This is a genomic window from Pseudomonas sp. CGJS7 (assembly GCF_036961695.1).
Genome location: NZ_JBAMDI010000023.1, coordinates 57,728 through 79,349, shown reverse-complemented (window position 1 = coordinate 79,349; position 21,622 = coordinate 57,728). Strand labels below are relative to the sequence as shown.

Sequence of the window (21,622 nt, the reverse complement as noted above, 5' to 3'; positions counted from 1 at the left end):
GCTCTGATTTCCTTCACTTGCCTTGCGTTGAATTGCCTCGCGAGCGACCCCGGCGGAGTTCCTCCGCCCAGTTCCTCGCGTTTTCGCTGCCCGCCTGGATCAACTGCCTGGACGCCTCGTCGCAACCGGCCGCCGATTCCGGCGCGCCGGTGGCGACGGTGGCGTTGAGCACCACGCCGAACAACTTCTGGGCCGGAATCCGCTTTTCCAGTTTCTTCAAAATCGCGGCGACATCTTGGTCGTATTGCTCAACGCGCGCCTGGTCCAACACTTTGCACTGTTGGTCGCGTCCCTTCGCCAGCATCACCTCGCCGAAGCGCTTGAGTTCGTCGGCCTCGCGCTGCGCGCGTGCGTCCGACTCCTGCGCCGCGACTGCCGTCGATCCCGCCATGCCGCCCAGCAACGCCAGCGCCCACAACGCGCTTCGGCCGTGCCCGCAGATTCCTTTCATCGCCAGCTCCTTGGGTTCGACGACCCGTTTACCGGGTCCAGAAACGGCAATGGGGAAGGACTCGCGCCCTTCCCCATGCCTTAACCTCATGCCCCTCGCCGCGAACCTCGTGCGGGGCACGGGCTCGGGACGGGGAATGAAACAGGTTACGCCGCGAGCGCGCTCTTCGCCTTTTCGGCCAGCGCCGCAAAACCCTTCGCGTCGTGCACGGCGATGTCCGCCAGCACCTTACGGTCCAGGGTGATGCCGGCCTTCAGCAGGCCGTTGATGAAGCGGCTGTAGCTCATGCCGTTGATGCGGGCAGCCGCGTTGATGCGGGTGATCCACAGCGAACGGAACTGACGCTTCTTCTGCTTGCGGCCGATGTAGGCGTACTGCAGCGCCTTGGTGACCGCCTGCTTGGCGACGCGGAAGACTTTGCGGCGGGCGTTGTAGTAGCCCTTGGCCTGCTTCAGGATTTTCTTGTGGCGGCGACGCGCCGTAACACCACGTTTAACTCGTGCCATTGTTCAGTCTCCTCACAAATACGGAAGCATGCGGTCCAGACGGCCAGCGTCCTCGGCACGAACGTGGTTCGTCTGCCGCAGGTTGCGCTTCCGCTTGGTCGCTTTCTTGGTGAGGATGTGGCTCTTGTTGGCGTGGCCGCACTTGTACTTGCCGGAAGCGGTCTTCCGGAAGCGTTTGGCTGCCGCCCGATTGGTCTTGATCTTGGGCATTGCGATGTCCTTTCGGAGGTTTATGTCACTGGCCTGGGCGGTGGCACCTGTGCGCTTGCGCGCGGCCACTCTTTCCGTCCTGCCCTTGCCGGCTTGTAAGTCGTTGATCTAAAACGAATCTACGACAGGTCCGTGCTACAGCAAACAACAAACCCGGCGAACCGGGCCGCACATTATGCAGGCCTTGGTAACCCGATGCAAATCAGCGATTTAGAGCCTCGCCGGGAACTCGACTGGGGTGGGGACCGGCGCCGTGCTGGCCGGCGCGGGGCCGGCGGGCGCGGCGGGCGCAACCGGCGCACCGAACAGCCCGGCGTCGATGGCGTCGCCCAAGCGAGCCAGCGCCTGGGCCACCACCGCCGAGACCGAACGGTTCCATAGCGCCTGCTCGTCTGCCTTGGCCCTCTTGCCCGGCGGCATCACCAGGCCCTGCCCGCTGCCTGGGGCCTCATAGGCGGCGATCGCCCGCGCATGGAACGGCCGGCCGTCGATGCGAAGGTTGACGACCACGATGATTGGCGCCTTGCTTGAACCGATCTCCGCCACCCGGTAACTGCCAACGGTGTCGTCGTCGGAGCAGCCGGTTTTGTCCTTATCGTTGAGCAGGTCCGGAATTAATCCGGTGATCATGCGCCCCTGCATCGCGCGATAGCCGGCGGCGCTGTTGAGGTGGACGGCGAAATCCGTCAGTTCCACCGAACGCCCCGCCAAACGATCGCCGTATCGCTCCGTCAGGGCCGCCTGAACGATCGAGGCCGGTTCGGGCGTGATGTCCTGGCCGCCGACGCGTATCGCGTAGAACGAACACTTGGTGATGAGCATCGACTCGAACGCTGATTTCAGCTGCGCCGGCGGCCGCAGGTCGCTGAAAGAAAAGGCAGGTGCCCCGACCCGCGCCGGCCGATCGAGCGCAGTCGGATAACGCGCGGCGGTCAGCACGCACAGGGCCACGACGGCCACGATCCAGGAGCTGCAACGATGCGACATGGCCATTCCCCAACGGCATGAAGAGCCGTCGCGGCATCGGGCCGGAAATCGCGGCGCGCGAACGGCGGCGGGTTCGGAAGACGGAAAAGCGCGGACACCAAAGCAGCGCGGCGCCCCACGCGCGCGCGGCGATGCTCCCGTAAAGCCCGGGGCGCGGGCACGGCGCCCCACAAAACAAGGGCCGCGAACGCGGCCCTTGTGGATAACTCAGATCTTCTTCTTCGGCGCGATCATCATGACCATCTGCCGCCCTTCCAGGCGCGGACGCGACTCGACCACGATCTCATCGCCCAGGTCGGCCTCGATCCGGGCCGCCATTTCGCGGCCGAGTTCCTGATGGCTCATCTCGCGGCCACGGAAACGGATGTTGACCTTGACCTTGTCGCCCTCTTCCAGAAAACGGCGCATGTTGCGCAGCTTGATCTGGTAGTCGCCCTCGTCGGTGACCGGACGGAACTTGAGCTCCTTGATCTCGACCTGCTTCTGCTTCTTCTTGGCCTCGTTGGCCTTCTTCTGCTGCTCGAAGCGGAATTTGCCGAAGTCCATGATCTTGCAGACCGGCGGATCGGCATTGGGCTGGATTTCGACCAGATCCAGGCCTTCCTCTTCGGCCATGCGCAGCGCTTCGTCGCGCGTGAGCACGCCGATCATTTCGCCATCGCTGCCGATCACGCGCACGCGCGGTACGCGGATTTCCTGGTTCTTTCGATTCGGCTTCTCGGGGGTACTGATTGTTGCGTCTCCAAAATGATTCTGGCCGTCCCGGATCGTCGCCGGGACGGGATCTGTTGCGGGCTGCGCGCGGTTAGCCGGCCGCTTCGCCGTTCAAACGCGAGGCGAACTCGGCGACCGACATGGTCCCCAGGTCTTCCCCTGCCCGCGTACGCACCGCAATCATGCCATTTTCCTTCTCGCGGTCGCCGGCCACAAGCAGATAGGGCACGCGATCGAGCGTGTGCTCGCGAATCTTACGACCGATCTTTTCGTTGCGCAAATCGGCCTCGACCCGGAACCCTTGATTTGCAAGGAGTTTCCTGACATCGGCCACATAATCGGCCTGGGCGTCGGTGATGTTCATGACCGTGGCCTGGACCGGGGCCAGCCAGGCCGGGAACTGGCCGGCGTGGTGCTCGATCAGGATGCCGATGAAGCGCTCCATCGAGCCGACGATGGCCCGGTGCAGCATCACCGGGGTCTTGCGCTGGCTGTTTTCGTCGACGTATTCCGCGCCCAGGCGGCCGGGCATCATGAAATCGACCTGCATCGTGCCCAACTGCCAGGTGCGGCCGATCGCATCCTTGAGGTGGTATTCGATCTTCGGGCCGTAGAACGCGCCCTCGCCCGGCAGTTCCTGCCACTCCACCCCGCAGGCCGACAGGGCGCTGCGCAGCGCGCCTTCGGCCTTGTCCCAGGTGGCGTCGTCGCCCAGGCGCGATTCCGGGCGCAGGGCGATCTTGATCTGGATTTCTTCGAAGCCGAAGTGCCGGTAGACCGCCAGCGCCTGCTGGTGGAACGCGGTCACTTCCGACTCGATCTGGTCTTCCAGGCAGAAGATGTGGCCGTCGTCCTGGGTGAAGCCGCGCACGCGCAGGATCCCGTGCAGCGCGCCGGAGGGCTCGTTGCGGTGGCAGGAGCCGAACTCGCCGTAACGGATCGGCAGATCGCGGTAGCTGTGCAAGCCCTGATTGAACACCTGCACGTGGCCGGGGCAATTCATCGGCTTGACCGCGTAGGTGCGCTTCTCCGACTCGGTGAAGAACATGTTTTCCTTGTAGTTGTCCCAGTGGCCGGACTTCTGCCACAGCGACACGTCCAGGATCTGCGGGCAACGCACTTCGCCGTAGCCGCTGTCGCGGTAGACCTTGCGCATGTACTGCTCGACCACCTGCCAGATCGACCAGCCCTTGGGGTGCCAGAACACCAGGCCCGGCGCCTCTTCCTGCAGGTGGAACAGGTCCTGCTGCTTGCCGATCTTGCGGTGGTCGCGCTTCTCGGCTTCTTCGATGCGCTCAATGTAGGCGGCCAGCTGCTTCTTGTCGGCCCAGGCGGTGCCGTAGATGCGCTGCAGCTGCTCGTTCTTGGAATCGCCGCGCCAGTAGGCGCCGGAGATGCGGGTCAGCTTGAAGGCCTTGAGGAAACGCGTGTTCGGCACGTGCGGGCCGCGGCACATGTCGACGTATTCCTCGTGGTAGTACAGGCCCATCGATTTTTCTTCGGGCATGTCCTCGACCAGGCGCAGCTTGTAGTCCTCACCGCGCGAGGCGAACACTTCGATGACTTCGGCGCGCGGCGTGACCTTCTTGATCACGTCGTAGTCCTTGTCGATCAGCTCGACCATGCGCTTTTCGATCGCTTCCAGGTCTTCCGGGGTGAACGGGCGTTCGTACCAGATGTCGTAATAGAAGCCCTCGTCGATGACCGGGCCGATCACCATCTTGGCGGCCGGGTACAGCTGCTTGACCGCGTGGCCGACCAGGTGGGCGCAGGAGTGGCGGATGATCTCGACGCCTTCGGCATCCTTGGGGGTGATGATGCGCAGCTTGGCGTCGTGGTCGATGCGGTCGCTGGCGTCGACCAGCTTGCCGTCGACTTCGCCGGCGACGGTGGCCTTGGCCAGGCCGGCGCCGATCGAGGCGGCGACCTCCATGACCGATACGGGGTTTTCGAATTCGCGGCGGCTGCCGTCGGGGAGCGTGATGGCGATCATGGCGGGGTCTTATTGGGCGTAAGTGGTGCGGTGAACGTCCGCGTCGGCGGCGGCGACCCGGGTGGGTCGGATCGCGACGGCGGCTCGAACAGGCGATTCGGGGCGATCGGGGGACTGCGGCCCACCGGTCGGGCGCTGGCGGTTGCGGCGGCCCGGCGAACGGCGGACAAGAAAAAAGCGCCGCGAGGGCGCCTGCGTGAGCGGGGGCCTCGGGCGGTTCAGCGATGGGCGCGGGTAGTGTCCATGTCGCACGCTCGGCCGGCGTTCGCCGCGGGCCACCTCGATTCGGGACACGGCCGGATGCCGCGTCGCAGGGGTGAATAGTTGGGGACGCCGCCCGGCAAGTCAACCGCGCGATTGTGTGCGCCCTATCCATGTCCGAATGCGCCCCGGATAGGCAATCCTGGCACCTTCCGGTACCGTAAGTCGGACAGGGAAGCCATCTGCTTGGGGCGTGATGGGGCATAGGGAAATCATTCGCGGCCCGGGCCGCCCGCAACGCGTGCCACGCCGCCCTCGGCCGGAGCGCGCATGAGCGCGGACGCCGATCGGGCCGCCGGCGCGGCGCCCTCGCCGCCCAGCATCGGCGCGCTGGCCATCGTCCGCCGGGTGCTGCCGACCGTCTGGTATTACCGCGGCCGGGCGGCGTTCGGGGTGTTGCTGGTGGTGGCCACCAAGCTGGCGGTCACCGGCGTGCCGCTGCTGCTCAAGCAGCTGATCGACGCGCTCGACCAGAAACCCACGCCGCTGACCGTGCCGGTGCTGCTGTTGTGCGCCTACGGCGGGCTGCGCCTGTCCTCCTCGCTGTTCCAGGAACTGCGCGGCATCGTGTTCGCCCGGGTGCTGGCGCGGACCTCGCGCGAAATCACCTTGCGGGTGTTTTCGCATCTGCACGCGCTGAGCCTGCGCTTCCACCTGGACCGCCGCACCGGCGCGGTCACCCGCGATCTGGAACGCGGCATGTCCTCGGTGTCGGAACTGCTCGATACCGCGCTGTACACGATCGTGCCGACCTTCATCGAGCTGGCCCTGGTCACCTCGATCCTGGTGATCAGCTACGACGTCGGCTTCGCCGCGATCACCCTGGGCACGCTGGCGGCGTATCTGGTCTTCACCTTGCGCATGACCGAGTGGCGCCAGCGCTACTACAAGGCGATGAACGAGGCCGACACCGAGGCCGCCGCCGGCGCGGTGGATTCGCTGCTGAACTACGAAACGGTCAAGTACTTCAACAACGAACGCTATGAAGCGCAGCGCTTCGATCGGCGCCTGCGCACGCTGGAAGACGTCGCGGTGAAGAGCCTGAAGGCGCTGTCGCTGATCGGCATCGGCCAGGCCACGATCATCGCCATCGGCCTGACCGCGCTGCTGTGGCGCGCGACCGAGGGCGTGATCGCCGGCCGCATGACCCTGGGCGATCTGGTCCTGGTCAACGCCTTCCTGCTGCAACTGGCCGCGCCGCTGAACTACCTCGGGATGATCTATCGCGAGACCAAGCAGATGCTGGCCAACCTGGAGCGGATGTTCGCGCTGCTGGACGAATCGATCGAGGTGAGCGACCGCGAAGGCGCGGCGGATCTGCGGGTCGGCGGTGGCGAGGTGCGTTTCGAACAAGTCGATTTCCGCTACGGCGAACGCGACATCCTCAGCGCGATCGATTTCGTCATCCCCGCCGGCCGCACCGTCGCCGTGGTCGGCAGCACCGGCGCGGGCAAGTCGACCCTGGCGCGGCTGCTGTACCGCTCTTACGACGTCGGCGGCGGGCGCATCACCGTCGACGGGCAGGACCTGCGCGAGGTGAGCCAGGACTCGCTGCGCCGGCAGATCGGCGTGGTGCCGCAGGACACCGTGCTGTTCAACGATTCGCTGTACTACAACATCGCCTACGGCCGCCCCGACGCCAGCCGCGAGGAAGTGCTGGAAGCCGCGCGCGCCGCCCACATCCACGACTTCATCCAGGCCTTGCCGCAAGGCTACGACACCAACGTCGGCGAACGCGGGCTCAAGCTGTCGGGCGGGGAAAAACAGCGCATCGCCATCGCCCGCACCCTGCTCAAACGGCCGGCGATCCTGATCTTCGACGAAGCCACTTCGGCCCTGGACACCCACACCGAACACGGCATCCAGCGCGAACTCGACCAGGCCGCGCAAGGCCGCACCACCCTGGTGATCGCGCACCGGCTGTCGACCGTGGTCGGCGCCGACGAAATCCTGGTGCTCGAACGCGGCCGCATCGTCGAACGCGGCAACCACGCCGCCCTGCTCGCCGCCGCAGGCCGTTACGCGGCGTTGTGGGCGATGCAGCAATACGGCCACACCGGCGTGGCCGGCGCGTCCTCCGAACCCTCCACTACCGCAGCATCCACCGTTACGACATAGGACCCGTCATGACGATTTTGATAGTCAGCGATCCCTGGGACATCCACGCGCGCGCGGTGGCCTGGGCGTTGGAAAACGAAGGCGAAACCGTCCACTGCTGGTACACCCACGATTTTCCGCAAAAACACGGGGTCAGCCTGCGCGTGGACGGCCGCGGCGACGCGGGCGCCGATCCGGCCGACGTGTCGATGCGCTGCTCCCGCCACCATCGCGACTTCGCCGCGCGCGACATCGACACGGTGTGGCTGCGCCGCTGGTATCAGCCGCAGGCCTCGCCCGACCTGCACCCGGCCGACGTGCGTTTCGCCCAGGTCGAAGCCAACGAATTCATCCGCGCCACCGTCGGCCTGCTGGACGAAAGCCCGCGCTTCTGGATCAACCCGGTCGCGGCCAAGGCGCGCGCCGACCGCAAGGCCGCGCAGCTCAAGGTCGCGGTCGATATCGGCCTGACCACGCCGAGCACCCTGATTTCCAACGACCCGGCCGCGATCCGCGCGTTCTTCCACGAACACGGCGGCAAGCTGATCTACAAGCCGATGACCGGCGCCTCGTGGGTGTCGGAGGAAAAATCGCTGGCCACCTACACCGCCGCGATCAGCGAAGAACTGCTCGGCAACGACGCCTCGCTGTCGAACGCGCCGGGCATCTACCAGCCGCTGCTCGACAAGAGCTACGAGTTGCGGGTCACGGTGATGGGCCGCACCGTCATCGCTGCGCAGATCAAGTCGCAGAACTCCGGCGGTTACCTGGTGGACTGGCGCGCCAACGACTTCGACCAGGCCATGGGCTACACGCGCTATCAGTTGCCCGAAGCGATCGAGCGCGGCTGTCTGGCGTTGATGGACCGTCTGGGCCTGGTGTTCGGCTGCATCGACTTCGTGGTCACGCCCGCGGGCGAATACGTGTTCCTGGAGGTCAACGAAATGGGCCAGTTCCTGTGGCTGGAAGGGGTCAATCCCGACTTGCAGCTGCTCGATTGCTTCGTCCGCTTCACCCAGAGCCGCGACCCGAACTTCGTCTACGACTGGCGCGAGCCGACCTACCGCTATCGCGAATACTGGGACTCGATGCAGCAGCGCGGCGACGTCGATCCGGCCGCGCATTTGCACGTGCCGCTGCCGCGTACCTTCGAAATGCGCGAATGAGCGCGTCGCGGCGCCAACACGGGGCGGCGCCGTAAAACCAGGCCGGGCGGCGCGGGAATCGCGTTCTGCGCAGGCCAGATGCGAATAGAGCCGGCAGGCGCACCTCCCGGCTCTACTCAAATAATCCGTGGCGTGCGGATTACGGGATCTGATCCCCGTTGTCGGTCCGGTCGATCTCGTTGAACGGCTTGGTGCGGACAAAGGTCGACGCGGCGGCGAAGGACACTTCGTTGCCGGCATCGTCCGACATCGAGACGTCGATAGCGACCATGCGGCCGATCAAGCGGGTCTGTTCGTTCTGCATTGCCTACTCCTTAAGCGAATGGCGGCGGGATCGCCGCGATCCGAGCATAGGAAGCGCTAACGGGGCACAACAAGCTGTCAGTTTTGGCACATAGCGGGCCACGGACGGGGTGCTACACAAAAAAACACCAAAAATCCGCTATTTAGGCGGAATGAGGGCACTGAATAGACACGCCAAAATCGGCAAATACGGCCAGTACGGTCGTCCGATCCGATGCCCGCGCAGGCCGAATTCCGATGCCCGTCTTTGTGCGGCCGATACCCGCGCACATGGCTCATGCCACGCGAACCCGCGCATGTCGCGGGACGTCCAAGTCGAAGCCCCTCGCCCGCCGACCGAGCCCTCGACGCCGCGCCGATCGCGCAGGCATGGAGCGCATGCCTGCTGTGTCGGGCATGACCCGAACCGAACGCGTTCGTCTCTTGATGGAAGCCGCGCGCGGCCGCCGCTGGAATTTCTGTCGTCGTCCCCGGCGCCGGACGTTTTCGTCTTCATCGAGACCTAAGCGAGATCGCGGGCCGCTTGCGTCGACGCCGACGCTCGACCGCGGCCACAAAGAAAAACGGCGGATCCCGAAGGACCCGCCGTTCATATCCACCGAATTGGTGGGCGGTACAGGGTTCGAACCTGTGACCCCTACCATGTCAAGGTAGTGCTCTACCGCTGAGCTAACCGCCCGTCGCCGTATTTCGTTGCAAACTCCCCGGCGAGGGGCGCGCAGTGTAGCCCAGGGCCGGACGGGGGACAAGCCTTTTCGGTTTCGGCATCGCCGAATCGGCCGCGGCCGCGAAAAGAGCTTCGTTTCCCGGCTGCGCGCGGTGCGGCCAGGGTCAGCGCCCATCCCGCCCCGCCGGCGCGCTCAGGCCCCGAATCCCGCGTCCTTGAGCTTGCGCAGCTGATCGCGCACCGCCGCCGCCTGCTCGAACTCCAGGTCGCGCGCGTGCTGGTACATCTGCTGCTCGAACTGCTTGATCTTGGCGGCGAACTGGGCCGGGCTGAGCGAGGCGTACTCGGCGGTCTCCTCGGCGACCTTGCGCGCCTTGTTGCGGGCCTTGAGCGCCTCCGGATCGACCCGCGCGCCCTCCATGATGTCGACCACCGCCTTGGCCACCGACTTGGGGGTGATGCCGTGCAGTTCGTTGTACTCGACCTGCTTCTGCCGGCGGCGGTCGGTTTCCTCGATCGCGCGCTGCATCGAGTTGGTGACGCGGTCGGCGTACAGGATCGCCTTGCCGCGCAGGTTGCGCGCGGCGCGGCCGATGGTCTGGATCAGCGAGCCGGTGGAGCGCAGGAAGCCCTCCTTGTCCGCGTCGAGGATCGCCACCAGCGACACCTCCGGCATGTCCAGGCCTTCGCGCAGCAGGTTGATGCCGACCAGCACATCGAACTTGCCCAGGCGCAGGTCGCGGATGATTTCCACCCGCTCCACGGTGTCGACGTCGGAGTGCAGATAGCGCACCTTGACCCCGTGTTCGCCGAGGTACTCGGTGAGGTTCTCGGACATGCGCTTGGTCAGGGTGGTGATCAGCACCCGGTCGCCCATCGCCACGCGCTCGCGGATCTCGCCGAGCACGTCGTCGACCTGGGTCGCCACCGGGCGGATTTCGACCACCGGATCGATCAGGCCGGTCGGGCGCACCACCAGCTCGGTGATCTGCCCTTCCGACTTGCGCAGCTCGTACGGCCCCGGCGTGGCGGAGACGTAGATCGAACGCGGCGAGCGCCCTTCCCATTCCTCGAACCGCAGCGGCCGATTGTCCAGCGCCGAGGGCATGCGGAAACCGAACTCGACCAGGGTTTCCTTGCGCGAGCGGTCGCCTTTGTACATCGCGCCGATCTGCGGGATGGTGACGTGGGATTCGTCGACCACCAGCAGCGCGTCGGGTGGCAGATAGTCGAACAAACACGGCGGCGGCTCGCCGGGCATGTGCCCGCTCAGATGCCGCGAGTAGTTCTCGATGCCGTTGCAGAACCCGACCTCGGCCAGCATCTCCAGATCGAACTGGGTGCGCTGCGCCAGCCGCTGCGCCTCGACCAGCTTGTTGTTCGCGTACAGGTACTCCAGGCGCTCGCGCAGCTCTTCCTTGATCGTCTCGATCGCGTCGAGCACGGTGCGCCGGGTGGTGACGTAGTGCGAGCCGGGATAGATCGTGTAGCGCGGCACCCGCTCCAGGGTCTCGCCGGTCAAGGGATCGAACAGGGTCAGGTTCTCGATCTCGCCGTCGAACAACTCGATCCGCAGCGCCTGGGCGTCGCTTTCGGCCGGATGCACGTCGATCACCTCGCCGCGCACCCGGTAGGTCGCGCGGCGCAACTCGCTGTCGTTGCGGTCGTACTGCATTTCGGTCAGGCGGCGGATCAGCTCGCGCTGATCGATCCGCTCGCCGCGGACCATGTGCAGGACCATCCGGAAGTATTCGTTCGGATCGCCCAGGCCGTAGATCGCCGAGACCGTGCACACGATCAACGCGTCGCGGCGCTCCAGCAAGGCCTTGGTCGCCGACAGGCGCATCTGCTCGATGTGCTCGTTGACCGAACTGTCCTTCTCGATGAAGGTGTCGCTCGAAGGCACGTAGGCCTCGGGCTGGTAGTAGTCGTAATAGCTGACGAAGTACTCGACCGCGTTGTGCGGGAAGAACGCCTTGAACTCGCCGTACAACTGCGCCGCCAGGGTCTTGTTCGGCGCCATGACCAGGGTCGGCTTCTGCACCGCCTGGACCACGTTGGCGATGGTGTAGGTCTTGCCCGAACCGGTGACGCCGAGCAGGGTCTGCTGGGCCAGGCCGCTTTCGAAACCCTCGACCAGTTTGGTGATGGCTTGGGGTTGATCGCCTGCGGGGGAGTACGGCGAGACCAGCTGGAAACCGGAGGACTGGGAGGTGTCGTCCATCATGCTGACCGGGTGTGCGAATCGGTCAGTTTAGCCTGATCCGCGCGGCCGGGCCTCTGCGGCAAGGCCGCGGTGCAGGTATCGCGGACCGGTCCGGTCCTGAAACGACAACCCCGCCGTGATCAGCGGCGGGGTTGTTTGAACGGTTCAGCCGGGAGCTGCGCTTACTGGTCCCAGCACCCTTCCACTCCTACGGCGGCAGTTTTCAACCCCGCGGAGTCGATCGTCATGGTGCCGCACTTGTCCTTCTCCTGACCCGTGTTTTTCTGCGGCGTGGCCTTGATCTTGAACTGCGTCGCGCTGACGGCGCCGTCGAACTCCAGGGCGTAGAACTTCGCAGCCGGCTTACGCGGCGACTGGTCGAAGCCCGCGTAATCGGCGACCGAGGCCTTGCCGTCGTACTTGTTGTTCACCGTGTAGTAGCGCTCCATCGCCTGGGCCGCTTCCAGCAAGTCCGCCTTGGCCTGCCCTCTGCGGCTTTTGCGCACGCTGTCTTGATAGGTGGGGACCGCGATCCCCACCAGGATGGCCACGATGCCCACGGTCACCATCAACTCGATGAGCGTGAATCCTCGATTCTTGCGCTTCGCTCCGATCATCGGCTGCAGCTTCATATCGTCGATTCCCCTTTATCGGATCTGGCGCCAGGACTGACGTCCGCACGGCCTTGGCAAGTAGTACGGCTGCGAGCCGGAGGTCTGGATCATGACCGAGCACTTGGACTTCTTGGCGTCCTCGATCGCGGTCGGACCCGCTCCGCCTTCCACGTAGTTGACCTTGTCGCCGGCCAACACGACCACGTCCTTGACCGGCGCGGTCATCGGCTTGCCGTTATCGGATTTCAGCTTCGCCGCGCCGGTGCCGGCCTTGCCTTGAGCGCCGGTCGGCGAGCCGATCCGCGCGTTGTACAAGGCGCTGCCGCCATCGACCGCCGCCAGGCCGTAGAGCCAGTTGTTGCCGTCGGTCGCGCAGGCGTCGGTACTGGTCGGGTCGAAGGTCGGGAAGAACACGATGCCGTTCTGGATTCGCGGATTGCCGACCATGCGCTCGCCGGTGGCCTTGGGATTGCCGGCCGAACCGACATCCACGCCCAGATCCAGGTACCAACCCAGAACCCCCAATGCCAGACGCTTGTTGCCGGTAAGAATGCGCTCGCCGTTCTCCTCCTTGACGATGAACTGACGCTGCAACTTGCTCCGCCCGGCCACCGGCTCGTTCGGATCCATGACGCCGTACATCGTCTGGATTTCCGTGCTGGTCGGATCGCCGTCGAACGAGAAGCTGCCGGTACCGAAGAAGATCATCGCCCGGTTGTTGACGCTGGTGGCCTCCAGGCCGCCAACGATGGGCTGGCGCTTGGCGAAATCGTCGTTGTGGCGGGCCACGAACAACGGCTTGCCGTCGAAGGCGACCTTATTGCTGCGCAGGTCGAACTTCCACAGCGCACCGTTCAAGTCGCCGGCGTACACCGTATCGGCGTAACCGTCGCGGCGAGGGTCATCGGTGGTGCCGGTGAAGCTGTCGATCACGATGATGTTGCCCAGGCCGTTCTTGGTCCGGGTCGGCTTGTTGGCGCCGGTTTCCTCGGCGGTGATCGCGGTCACCGCGCCGGTCATCACGTCGACGACGAACAACACCGCCTTGCCGTTCTTGCTGCCGTAACCGTTGCCGAAAATCGCCTTCCAGGTCACCGTGCCCGACGCGTCCTGGACCGGAACGATCGCCGGCTTGCCCAGCACGCTGCCCAGGTCGTCGGCCTTGTTGGCGGCGCCAGACTTGTCGGTGAGCTCCCACAATACTTTCAGCGTGCCTTGATTGGTGACATCCAGGCCGAACACGCCGCGCCCGCCGGCGCCGACGCTGGCGACCAGCACCGACTTCCACGCACCGGCGCTGTAAGCGTCGGCCGCGGTGATCGGGCCATCGACGTAGTAGCGGTGCTTGAACACCTGGTCGTTGCGGTCCGCCGGGTTGTACGGGAACAGCAGGTTGCCCATGTGGCCGAGCGAAGTCGACGGGATATAGGCGAAGCTCTCGCGGCCGCTGGTACCGTCGAACGCGTGGAACATGCCGTCGTTGGCGCCGACGTACACATAGGGCTTGTTGTAGGTGAATTTCTGCTTCAGGTACTTGCCGTACTCGCGGCCATCGACGACACCCCTTGAGTCCTTGAGCGCCATGTAACCGTAGTCGTCGCCCTTGGACGTAACCAGCGGCGTGGAGTTGACGATATCGCCGAGCAGCGTGGTGCGCTTGCGCAGCTTGCCGCCGTCGTGAGCCCTGCTACCGCGCAAGTAAGCAATGGCGTCCGTGCCGCTCACCCCGGGGGTCGTGCCGTCGGTGATGCGGTTGAACTTGCCGGCGCAGTTCTGCAGCGGATCGTTGCACAACGCTTTCAGGATCTGCTCGTCGGTGCCCATGGTCGAGGCCTGGAACTGCTTCGTCTCGACCTTGACCGAATCGGCCGTCAACACGCCGTAGCTGATGTTGCGCCCGGCGTCGGCCAGCAGGGAGCTGGCCTCCCACAACTGCACGAACTCGATCTTGCCGGTGATGTTGTTGTAGGTCGCCTTCGACCCGAACAGGCGGGAGAACCAATCGGTACCGCTATTGCCCGACTCGTAAGTCGGCGTCACCGACAACGTGTTGCTGCCCACGCGCGCACCGACCAAACCGATGCTGCCCGACGGCGTCTCGCCGCCGCCCAGCGAAGCGATGATCTCGCGCATCGCCGAGGTGATGTCGGCGGGCGTGGTGGCGTTGATGAACTTGCCGCGACCGTTCATCGTCGCGTGCCAGATTTCATCGACCGTGGTCGGATTGCTGTCCTGACGCGTTTCCCAGGCCGGGAAAGTCACGTACGGATCGGGCGAATTCTTGATTGGGTCATAGGTGTTGCCGTAAATCTTGCCCTTGGCGCCAAGAGTGACGCCGTAGAAATTCATGTGCAGATTCTTGTTGCAATCCAACTTGGGATCGTTGGGAGTGGTCTTGCACGCATCCGGGACGGGAACCTTGCCCGCCTCCATGTCATCGCGAAGGTTGACCTGATAATACGCCGCGGCGTGATCGGCCATCGTATTGCTGAAGGTATCCTTCAACGGATCAGGAAATTTGGCATCCCCCAACAGATCCTTATCGAGGGGCGGGCCACTGGTATTGCTGTAGCCATCGGTGAACAACATGCCTGCATTGATCTGACACGCCGATTTAATCGGAGCGCCTGGATCGTCTTTCTTTCGCATGAACTGCCTGCCCACGTGGCGGACGGCCCAACGATTTGGCGTACCGCCGGAGGCGCCCAGCTTCAACAGCTCGTTGTTATAGAAGTCGCGCTTGTCGGTGTCCTTGTCCATGTCGCGCATGGTCACCGCGTTATAGTTGTACTCAATGACGTTGTTGTTTCCGTCGGTAACGGATTTACCGCCAGCATTGATGGCGAACATGCCGATCCGCATGCGGCTGACGGTATCCATCGACAAGGTCAGCGCGGCCTTCATCGCTCGATTGCGATTGCCGTAATAGCTGAACCAATTTGCGAAATTTACGATCGCCTTTTCGTAATTGACGGTATTGTAGTTGCCCGGCTTGATCTCATATTTATACAGCGCGCAACCATCGCCGCATGCGTTTTCGATCTTGTCCGGCGTACCCGTGTAGCCCGATGCCGCACCGGCCGTGGCCGATTTCATGTAGTAAACCGCGGGGAAGTACTTGATCGCCACGTAGCAACTGGCGCTCATCTGATGGCCGCTCGCACCGACTTTCCTCAACGTGCCGGGCACTGTTTCCTGACCGGTCAACCCGCCGCAATCCGTGAGCCAGATTCGATTGCCTCGCCGGTCATAATCCCAATTCACATACTTGTACATGAAGTATTCGGTACCCGCGGGCAGATACATGCCCTTCGGAACACGGAAATACTCCTTGAAATTTCTTGTCGGATCGTAGGCGAACAACGAGTTCGTCAAATCGTAGGTCGGAGCGGTATCGCTAGACGGATCCGCACTGGCAGCGGTCTTCGAAGAATCGGGATAGTCCTCGATCTCCGTCCCGTTCTCCTTTGGACGCTTCCATCGCAAGTAGGTGACCGACGGGTTGAAATATGCCGGATTGAATTCCGACGATCGCGCAAAACCGTACTTGTCGAACGGAGGTATGGCGCCATAGCCGTTGTTGCCGAAACTGTTTTCGAGGTTCGCGTTCCGCGTCGGCATGACGTAATAGAACTCGTCGGCATCGTTAGCGTCGTTCTGGGTGCGCATGCGCGCGTCGGCCCCGGTACCGGTAAAAAAGCCGTTCCCCACTACCGTCCCGCTGGCGTTTGTTCTCGCGTCTTCCGCGATATTCCAAAATGCGCCGCCATCGCTGCCTTTGAACAAGGTCTGGAACGTCATCGAACCCGAATCGTCCACGGCCATGATGAAAGCCGGAGCGACGGTGACGCTGGAGTTGAGCGGAGCCTGGGCCAGATCGCCATCGGCTTGCAATGCGTTGGCGTTGTAGTACCAGTACGCGCCGCCGGCCGCTACGAGCAGCAGCGACGATGCGGTGATGAGAGTGCGGGCGGAAGCCATGGGCTGCTCCTCAAGGTACGGAAATGGTGTCGATGACCGAGTCGGACCCCGGATTCGACCCGCGATCGACCGCGTAAGCGGTGACCTGGAAAATAAGATTGGTGTTCTCGCTGAGCGGCTCCTTGCCGCTGCCGATAGGCCCACCGGCGGTGACGCATTCGTCGATGCGCCGGCGATAGCTCAGCTTGCGCGTGGCCGGCAGCGGATCGGCGTACTTGAGCGTCTTGGCCCAGGCGGACGGATCGAATCCGTCGAACGAGCAGATCGCTTCGTCCAGATCCAGCGGATACTCGCCGCCGCTCTTGACCTGCATCGCCAGTTCCACTTCGTTTTGTCGCACCAGCCCCTCGGCGTTCTGGAACGCCAGACTGGCCGAGCGGTAGCTCGAGGTCATGCGCTCCTGCAAGCCGGTCACCTGCAGCGCGGTGATGCCGATCAGGGCCAGCAGCACCAGCATGATCAAGGCGACATACAGCACGGCGCCGCGCTGGCCCGAACGGCGGCCGCCACCTGCGGCGAGAGTCCGGCGATTACGATGGATATTCATGATCATCCTCAGTTGCCGAACAGACGGTTGCGCAAGGCGATATTGGCCTCGTACACGTTGCGGTAGCGCCCGTCGCCCGGAAGCTTGTACGAGGTGCCCAACGCCAGCGGCGAGGTGGTCTTCTGCACCGCCGACGCCGGATCGGTGCTACGCACCAACAACCCGACCTGCAACGCACCCACTCGCTGCCACGCCACCCGCAGATCGTCCTTCGGCAGCAGGTCGGCGACGCTGCGCACGTTCTCGATCAAGCCGATCGGCTGTTGAGTGGCATCGGTCACCGAATCCTGACCGAACAGGAACTGCATGTTCTCCACGCCATCGACCAGTTGTTCGGGCGCCCCACCCGCCAGCACCACCTTCGCGGCCGCCGGTTCGATGTTGTAGCGCGCACGGTACAGCGAGGGCTGATCGCGGTCGTTGAGGCCGACGTAATAGACGAAGCTGTCGGCGCGATACACGCGCGACTGACCGGGAGCGAATGTGTCCGAACCGTCGAACTCGCTTTGGTTGACCGCGCCCTTGGTAATGGTGAGAACCGTGGGCTTGGTGGCGTTGCCCGGAGCGACTGCGGTAGCGTGGAACATCACCACCGCGCGGCAATCGGCGATCGCGAACAAGCCGCCTTTGTCTATGTCCTGAGTCAATACCGGCCATTGCGCGCCGTTGACGGAAATCTTGCCCGGAGCGAACTCGGTGATGTCCGCGCTTTCGGAAGAAAGCGAGCGCAGGATCAACACGTCGCTGCCCTTGATCGGCTTGGGCACCAGATCCATCAGGCTGGCCGGCAACTCCGGACTCCAATCGGCCTTTCCACCCGCAACCAGCGTATTCAGATCGACCGTGCCGCCGGGGGCGGTACCCACGGCGTCGAAGCCTTGAATGGAGAAATCGAACCGCAGCGCATCGACGTTGCCGATACCGGTCGGTACCGTGCTGTAGTTGCTTCGATCCGACAGGAATAGCTCACCGAACATCCCCGGAGTGGGCGAGTTGAAGTGGGCCTGATCGTTGACGCAACCGAAATGCCCGGCCAGGCGCGCATCTCGCTGCAGGTAATCCAGAGCGAAGCGCGAGGTTTCCTGCACCCGCGCCAGACCTTGCGCCATCTGGAACGAAGTCTTGGAGGCCGAGAAGATCTGCACCAGGCCGAGCAGCAGCAGCGTGCTCAGCAACAGCGCGACCATCAGCTCGATCATCGACAGACCGGCTTGGGAAGGACGATGGCTCACAGGGTGCTCTCCATGGTGAACGAGGTCGTTTTGTCGGTGACCTTCCAGCGCGAGTCGTCCCAATCGATCTTGATCGTCACCGCGGGCCCCTTGTTCGGCGCGGTAACAACGGTAACCACGCCCACCGCGGTCGGGCCCAACGCCATCTTCAACTTGCACGCGAACTCGGCGGTCTGATCTTCGGGCTTGAGCGTTCCGGTCTTGGTGCAAGACGTGGCGGAGACGTCGGCGGCCTTGAAGGTGCCGACGTACTTGTTCACCAGCAGGCGATTGCTGCGGATATCGTCCATCAACTCGCTGGACAGATTGGTGGCGATGGTGCGGTTGTTGCTGCTCTGCGCCAGACGCAGATTGGTGGTTTGCAACAGCGCCAAACCCAGCAGACCGATGCCCAGCACCAGCACGCTCATCAGCACCTCGATCAAGCTCAACCCGCGCATGCGGGCGAGCGATACCGGTGCGCGGCGAAGCGGCGAGGAACGGCTCATGCGCATGTCTCCTTCTTGACCGAAACGCGACCGACGCCGCTGACAACGATGGCGCGTTTGTTCTCTTCCTTCGCCTTGCAAGTTTTGGACTCGAGCGAGATCTGGAAGGCCTTGCGCGCCTGGGTACGGCCGCGTTCGTCGAAAACGAGATCGGGAACCTTGCCGTCCTCCTTCACGACCGTGAACTTCACATCCTTCGGCAGATCGACGACGCGCTTGATCTCGGTGTCCTTGTCGAAGCCGCCGTTGTTGTTCTCGTCGGTCCAGACCAACATGCCATTGCTCCAATCCCCACCGCAGTCCTTGCCAGTAGCGTCCTTGGAACAGACATGCGAGCTGCTCTTGCTGCGCAAGGCTTCCGAGCGCGAGAAGTTGAGCGTGGCCAGAACCAGATTGGTCGCCGAGCTGACCCGGTTGGCGCGCATCGCAGCGCTGAAGCTGGGCAAGGCCAAGCCGATGAGGATCGCGGCGATGACGATCGTCACCATGAGCTCGATCAATGTGAAACCGGCGGAGCGCCGACTAGCCATGAGCGTTTCTCTTCCCCAGAAGACGATCAGGATGCTAACAGTCGGAATTACCTAGAAAAGGTGCCAGACCGACGAGCGGTCTGGCGGAGTTAGCCAGTGGTTTTGTGCCTCGGAATAGTCCGACAGACGTCACGCCTTAGTCCTACCAACGGTCGCGCTGTCGCCCGGTTCCGGCCTGGGCGTGCGCGGCCTCAAGCTGGCCGCCACTCCCGTCAGCCAAGGATTGGCCATGCAAAGCAGAGCTCTGGACCCGTTCGAATTCGTTCTCGCCGTACTGCTGGTCAGCTTGCTCAGCGTGATGGCCTGCGCGGCGCTGGGCGCCACCAGCCGCAGCGCCCACGCCGAGTTGCTGCGGCTGGGCCTGAACGGCCTGTTCGCCCAGGCCAGCCGGCACGCGGTCGCCAGCGGCGTGTCGGTGGTGCTGTGCCCGGTCAAGGGCCTGCCCTACCGGTGCAGCGGCGGCAGCGATTGGAGCCGGGGCTGGATCGGCTTCACCGACCTCAACGGCAACGGTCAGTTCGACTGGGAAGACCGGCTGCTGCGCCGCGACCTGGCCCTGCCCGACGGCCTGCGCCTGTGCGCCCTCGCCGGCCGCAAACTGATTCGTTTCGAACCGCGCGCGGGCAAGATCGTCAGCGGCGGCGGATTCGTCCTGTGCGACGTGCGCTGCCCCAGCGAAGCGGTCGCGTTGCGGCTGTCGAACCAAGGCAGTCTGCGCACGGAGGCGGCGAGCGTCGCGGCCGCGCAACAGTGCCTGTTGAAGTAGATGCAGTGATCGATGCCGACGGCTTCGCGCGACAGCGCTATCCATTCGAAACGCCGTTAGCGCCGCCTGGCCGCAATCGGCATCCGCAGCTTGCTTCCTGCGCGCTCGGCGAACGAAATCTGAGCGCGATGCGGGATTCGTCGATCCACTCCCGCGACCATCCGGCGCGCACTGCACGCGCACCGAACCGAAGAATCCGGACAAAAGAAAAGGCCTCGCATTTCTGCGAGGCCTTCCGGTATTTGGCGCCCGAAGTTGGACTCGAACCAACGACCCCCTGATTAACAGTCAAGTGCTCTAACCGGCTGAGCTATTCGGGCGGGGCTGCATATGATGCTCACTGAACCGGCCGGCGTCAACACTTCGCTGCAAAGAAATGAACAACGCCGGTTTTACCGGGCTTCCGGGCCGCTTCCCGCTCAGGTCACGACGCGGTAACACGGCCGGTATTCGCCGGCGATCTTCATCCGGCGCTGCTCGACGAAGGCCCGCAGCAGTTCGTCCAGCGATTGCATCATGTCCGGGTCGCCGTGGATTTCGAACGGGCCGAATTCCTCGATCCGGCGCATGCCGTCTTCCTTGACGTTGCCGGCGACGATGCCGGAGAACGCGCGGCGCAGGTCCGCCGCCAGTTCGTGCGGCTTGCGGCCGTGGTGCAGGTCGAGCGCGGCCATGGCTTCGTGGGTCGGAATGAACGGGCGCTGGAACGCCAGCGGAATGTCGATCGACCAGTTGAAGAAGAACGAGTCCTTCTGCTCGATGCGGTACTCGCGCACCTTGCGGATGCCGTGGGCCATGCGCTTGGCCACCAGGTCGGGATCGCCGACGATGATTTCGTAGCGCGAGGTCGCCGCTTCGCCCAGGGTCAGGCGCAGGAATTTGTCGATCTGCTGGAAGTACGGCGCCGACGCAGTCGGGCCGGTCAGGATCAGCGGGAACGGCAAACCGGCATTTTCTTCGCGCAGCAGGATCCCGAGCAGGTACAGGATTTCCTCGGCCGTGCCGACGCCGCCGGGGAACACGATGATGCCGTGGCCCATGCGGACGAAGGCCTCCAGGCGCTTCTCGATGTCCGGCATGATCACCAGGTGATTGACGATCGGGTTCGGCGACTCGGCGGCGATGATGCCCGGCTCGGTGATGCCGATGTAGCGCATGTTGCGCTTGCGCTGCTTGGCGTGGGCGATGGTGGCGCCCTTCATCGGCCCCTTCATCGCGCCCGGGCCGCAGCCGGTGCAGATGTCCAGGCCGCGCAGGCCTAGCTCGTAGCCGACCTGCTTGGTGTAGATGTATTCGTCGCGCGAGATCGAGTGGCCGCCCCAGCACACCACCAGATTCGGATCGGCCGGGTGCAGGATGCGGGCGTTGCGCAGCAGGCCGAACACCGAATCGGTGAGGCCGTCGCTGCTGTCCAGGTCGCGGCCGCCGCCCTTGCCGAGCTCGATCGCGGTATAGGCCAGGTCGCGGACCACCGCGAACAGCAGTTCGGCGACGCCGCGGATGATCTCGCCGTCGACGAAGGCCATGGCCGGGGCCTTGACCAGGTCGATGCGCATGCCGCGGTCCTGCTGGTGGACCTCGATGTCGAAGTCCGGATACAGCTCGCGCGCCGCGCGCGGGTCGTCGGAGGCGCTGCCGCTGGTCAGCACCGCCAGGGCGCAGCGGCGCAGCAGGTCGTGCATGCCGGTGGACGCATCGCGCAGGCGCGCGACTTCGTCGCGGGACAGGACATCGAGCCCGCCTTTGGGATAGATGCGGGCGTTGACCGTCGGCAGGACGGCCGTGGTGGGGGTTGCGGTCATTGCGTTTTCTCTGGGTTTTTCATCGTTTAGTTGAAGAAGGACTCTAGCAGCTTGGCCTTCGCCGCGGCGGCCGCCTGCTCGTGCCGGACGTGTCCGCGGCC

Annotated in this window: 19 protein-coding genes and 2 tRNA genes; 4 read left to right on the top strand and 17 right to left on the bottom strand. The window is 64.3% G+C overall.

Annotated features, from left to right (window positions below):
• Positions 1-13: 13 nt before the first annotated feature.
• From V7787_RS16350 to thrS, 6 genes are all read right to left on the bottom strand, one after another.
• Positions 14-451 (bottom strand): hypothetical protein, encoded by a 438-nt coding sequence (locus V7787_RS16350; RefSeq protein ID WP_336088655.1) that lies wholly within the window; start codon positions 449-451, stop codon positions 14-16.
• Between the two features lie 146 nt (positions 452-597).
• Positions 598-957, bottom strand: a complete 360-nt coding sequence (gene rplT, locus V7787_RS16345) for a 50S ribosomal protein L20 (RefSeq protein WP_336088654.1) — start codon at positions 955-957, stop codon at positions 598-600.
• A gap of 12 nt (positions 958-969) precedes the next feature.
• Positions 970-1,167, bottom strand: coding sequence for a 50S ribosomal protein L35 (gene rpmI / locus V7787_RS16340; RefSeq protein WP_027083463.1), 198 nt, complete (start codon positions 1,165-1,167; stop codon positions 970-972).
• Between the two features lie 210 nt (positions 1,168-1,377).
• Positions 1,378-2,154 carry a hypothetical protein gene (locus V7787_RS16335; RefSeq protein WP_336088653.1) on the bottom strand — a complete coding sequence of 259 codons (777 nt, stop codon included), beginning with the start codon at positions 2,152-2,154 and terminating at the stop codon, positions 1,378-1,380.
• Positions 2,155-2,361: 207 nt separating this feature from the next.
• Positions 2,362-2,886, bottom strand: a complete 525-nt coding sequence (gene infC, locus V7787_RS16330) for a translation initiation factor IF-3 (RefSeq protein ID WP_336088675.1) — start codon at positions 2,884-2,886, stop codon at positions 2,362-2,364.
• Between the two features lie 73 nt (positions 2,887-2,959).
• Entirely contained in the window at positions 2,960-4,861 is a 1,902-nt protein-coding gene (thrS, locus tag V7787_RS16325; protein WP_336088652.1) for a threonine--tRNA ligase, read from the bottom strand.
• Between the two features lie 531 nt (positions 4,862-5,392).
• Here thrS and V7787_RS16320 point away from each other — a divergent pair.
• Positions 5,393-7,240: an ABCB family ABC transporter ATP-binding protein/permease gene (locus V7787_RS16320; RefSeq protein WP_336088651.1), complete on the top strand. Its 1,848-nt coding sequence runs from the start codon at positions 5,393-5,395 to the stop codon at positions 7,238-7,240.
• Between the two features lie 8 nt (positions 7,241-7,248).
• The gene (locus V7787_RS16315; RefSeq protein ID WP_336088650.1) at positions 7,249-8,385 is read left to right on the top strand and encodes a hypothetical protein; all 1,137 of its coding nucleotides are present in this window, start codon (positions 7,249-7,251) and stop codon (positions 8,383-8,385) included.
• A gap of 139 nt (positions 8,386-8,524) precedes the next feature.
• On the opposite strand, the gene V7787_RS16310 is transcribed toward V7787_RS16315, so the two are convergent.
• The 9 genes from V7787_RS16310 to V7787_RS16270 form a co-directional block, all read right to left on the bottom strand.
• Positions 8,525-8,689 (bottom strand): hypothetical protein, encoded by a 165-nt coding sequence (locus tag V7787_RS16310; RefSeq protein ID WP_336088649.1) that lies wholly within the window; start codon positions 8,687-8,689, stop codon positions 8,525-8,527.
• Between the two features lie 603 nt (positions 8,690-9,292).
• Positions 9,293-9,367, bottom strand: a tRNA-Val gene (locus V7787_RS16305).
• Between the two features lie 181 nt (positions 9,368-9,548).
• Positions 9,549-11,579, bottom strand: a complete 2,031-nt coding sequence (gene uvrB, locus V7787_RS16300; RefSeq protein ID WP_336088648.1) for an excinuclease ABC subunit UvrB — start codon at positions 11,577-11,579, stop codon at positions 9,549-9,551.
• Between the two features lie 164 nt (positions 11,580-11,743).
• Complete coding sequence (locus tag V7787_RS16295) at positions 11,744-12,193, bottom strand: type IV pilin protein (protein WP_336088647.1); 450 nt, start codon at positions 12,191-12,193, stop codon at positions 11,744-11,746.
• Between the two features lie 15 nt (positions 12,194-12,208).
• Positions 12,209-16,156, bottom strand: a complete 3,948-nt coding sequence (locus V7787_RS16290) for a pilus assembly protein (protein WP_336088646.1) — start codon at positions 16,154-16,156, stop codon at positions 12,209-12,211.
• A 10-nt stretch (positions 16,157-16,166) separates the two neighbouring features.
• Complete coding sequence (locus V7787_RS16285) at positions 16,167-16,703, bottom strand: pilus assembly PilX family protein (protein ID WP_336088645.1); 537 nt, start codon at positions 16,701-16,703, stop codon at positions 16,167-16,169.
• Between the two features lie 8 nt (positions 16,704-16,711).
• The gene (locus V7787_RS16280) at positions 16,712-17,935 is read right to left on the bottom strand and encodes a PilW family protein (RefSeq protein ID WP_336088644.1); all 1,224 of its coding nucleotides are present in this window, start codon (positions 17,933-17,935) and stop codon (positions 16,712-16,714) included.
• The gene (gene pilV, locus V7787_RS16275) at positions 17,932-18,423 is read right to left on the bottom strand and encodes a type IV pilus modification protein PilV (RefSeq protein ID WP_336088643.1); all 492 of its coding nucleotides are present in this window, start codon (positions 18,421-18,423) and stop codon (positions 17,932-17,934) included. Before pilV ends, V7787_RS16280 begins: the two co-directional genes overlap by 4 nt.
• The gene (locus V7787_RS16270) at positions 18,420-18,953 is read right to left on the bottom strand and encodes a GspH/FimT family pseudopilin (RefSeq protein ID WP_336088642.1); all 534 of its coding nucleotides are present in this window, start codon (positions 18,951-18,953) and stop codon (positions 18,420-18,422) included. The genes pilV and V7787_RS16270 overlap by 4 nt, the downstream gene beginning before the upstream one ends.
• Positions 18,954-19,182: 229 nt before the next feature.
• On the opposite strand from V7787_RS16270, the gene V7787_RS16265 reads away from it, so the two are divergent.
• Positions 19,183-19,719, top strand: a complete 537-nt coding sequence (locus V7787_RS16265) for a GspH/FimT family protein (protein ID WP_336088641.1) — start codon at positions 19,183-19,185, stop codon at positions 19,717-19,719.
• Between the two features lie 5 nt (positions 19,720-19,724).
• Positions 19,725-20,000 (top strand): hypothetical protein, encoded by a 276-nt coding sequence (locus V7787_RS16260; protein ID WP_336088640.1) that lies wholly within the window; start codon positions 19,725-19,727, stop codon positions 19,998-20,000.
• Here the strand turns inward: V7787_RS16260 and V7787_RS16255 are convergent.
• Positions 19,963-20,039, bottom strand: a tRNA-Asn gene (locus V7787_RS16255). The genes V7787_RS16260 and V7787_RS16255 overlap by 38 nt on opposite strands.
• 99 nt (positions 20,040-20,138) lie before the next feature.
• Positions 20,139-21,521, bottom strand: a complete 1,383-nt coding sequence (gene ppnN / locus V7787_RS16250; RefSeq protein ID WP_336088639.1) for a nucleotide 5'-monophosphate nucleosidase PpnN — start codon at positions 21,519-21,521, stop codon at positions 20,139-20,141.
• Positions 21,522-21,622: the final 101 nt, after the last annotated feature.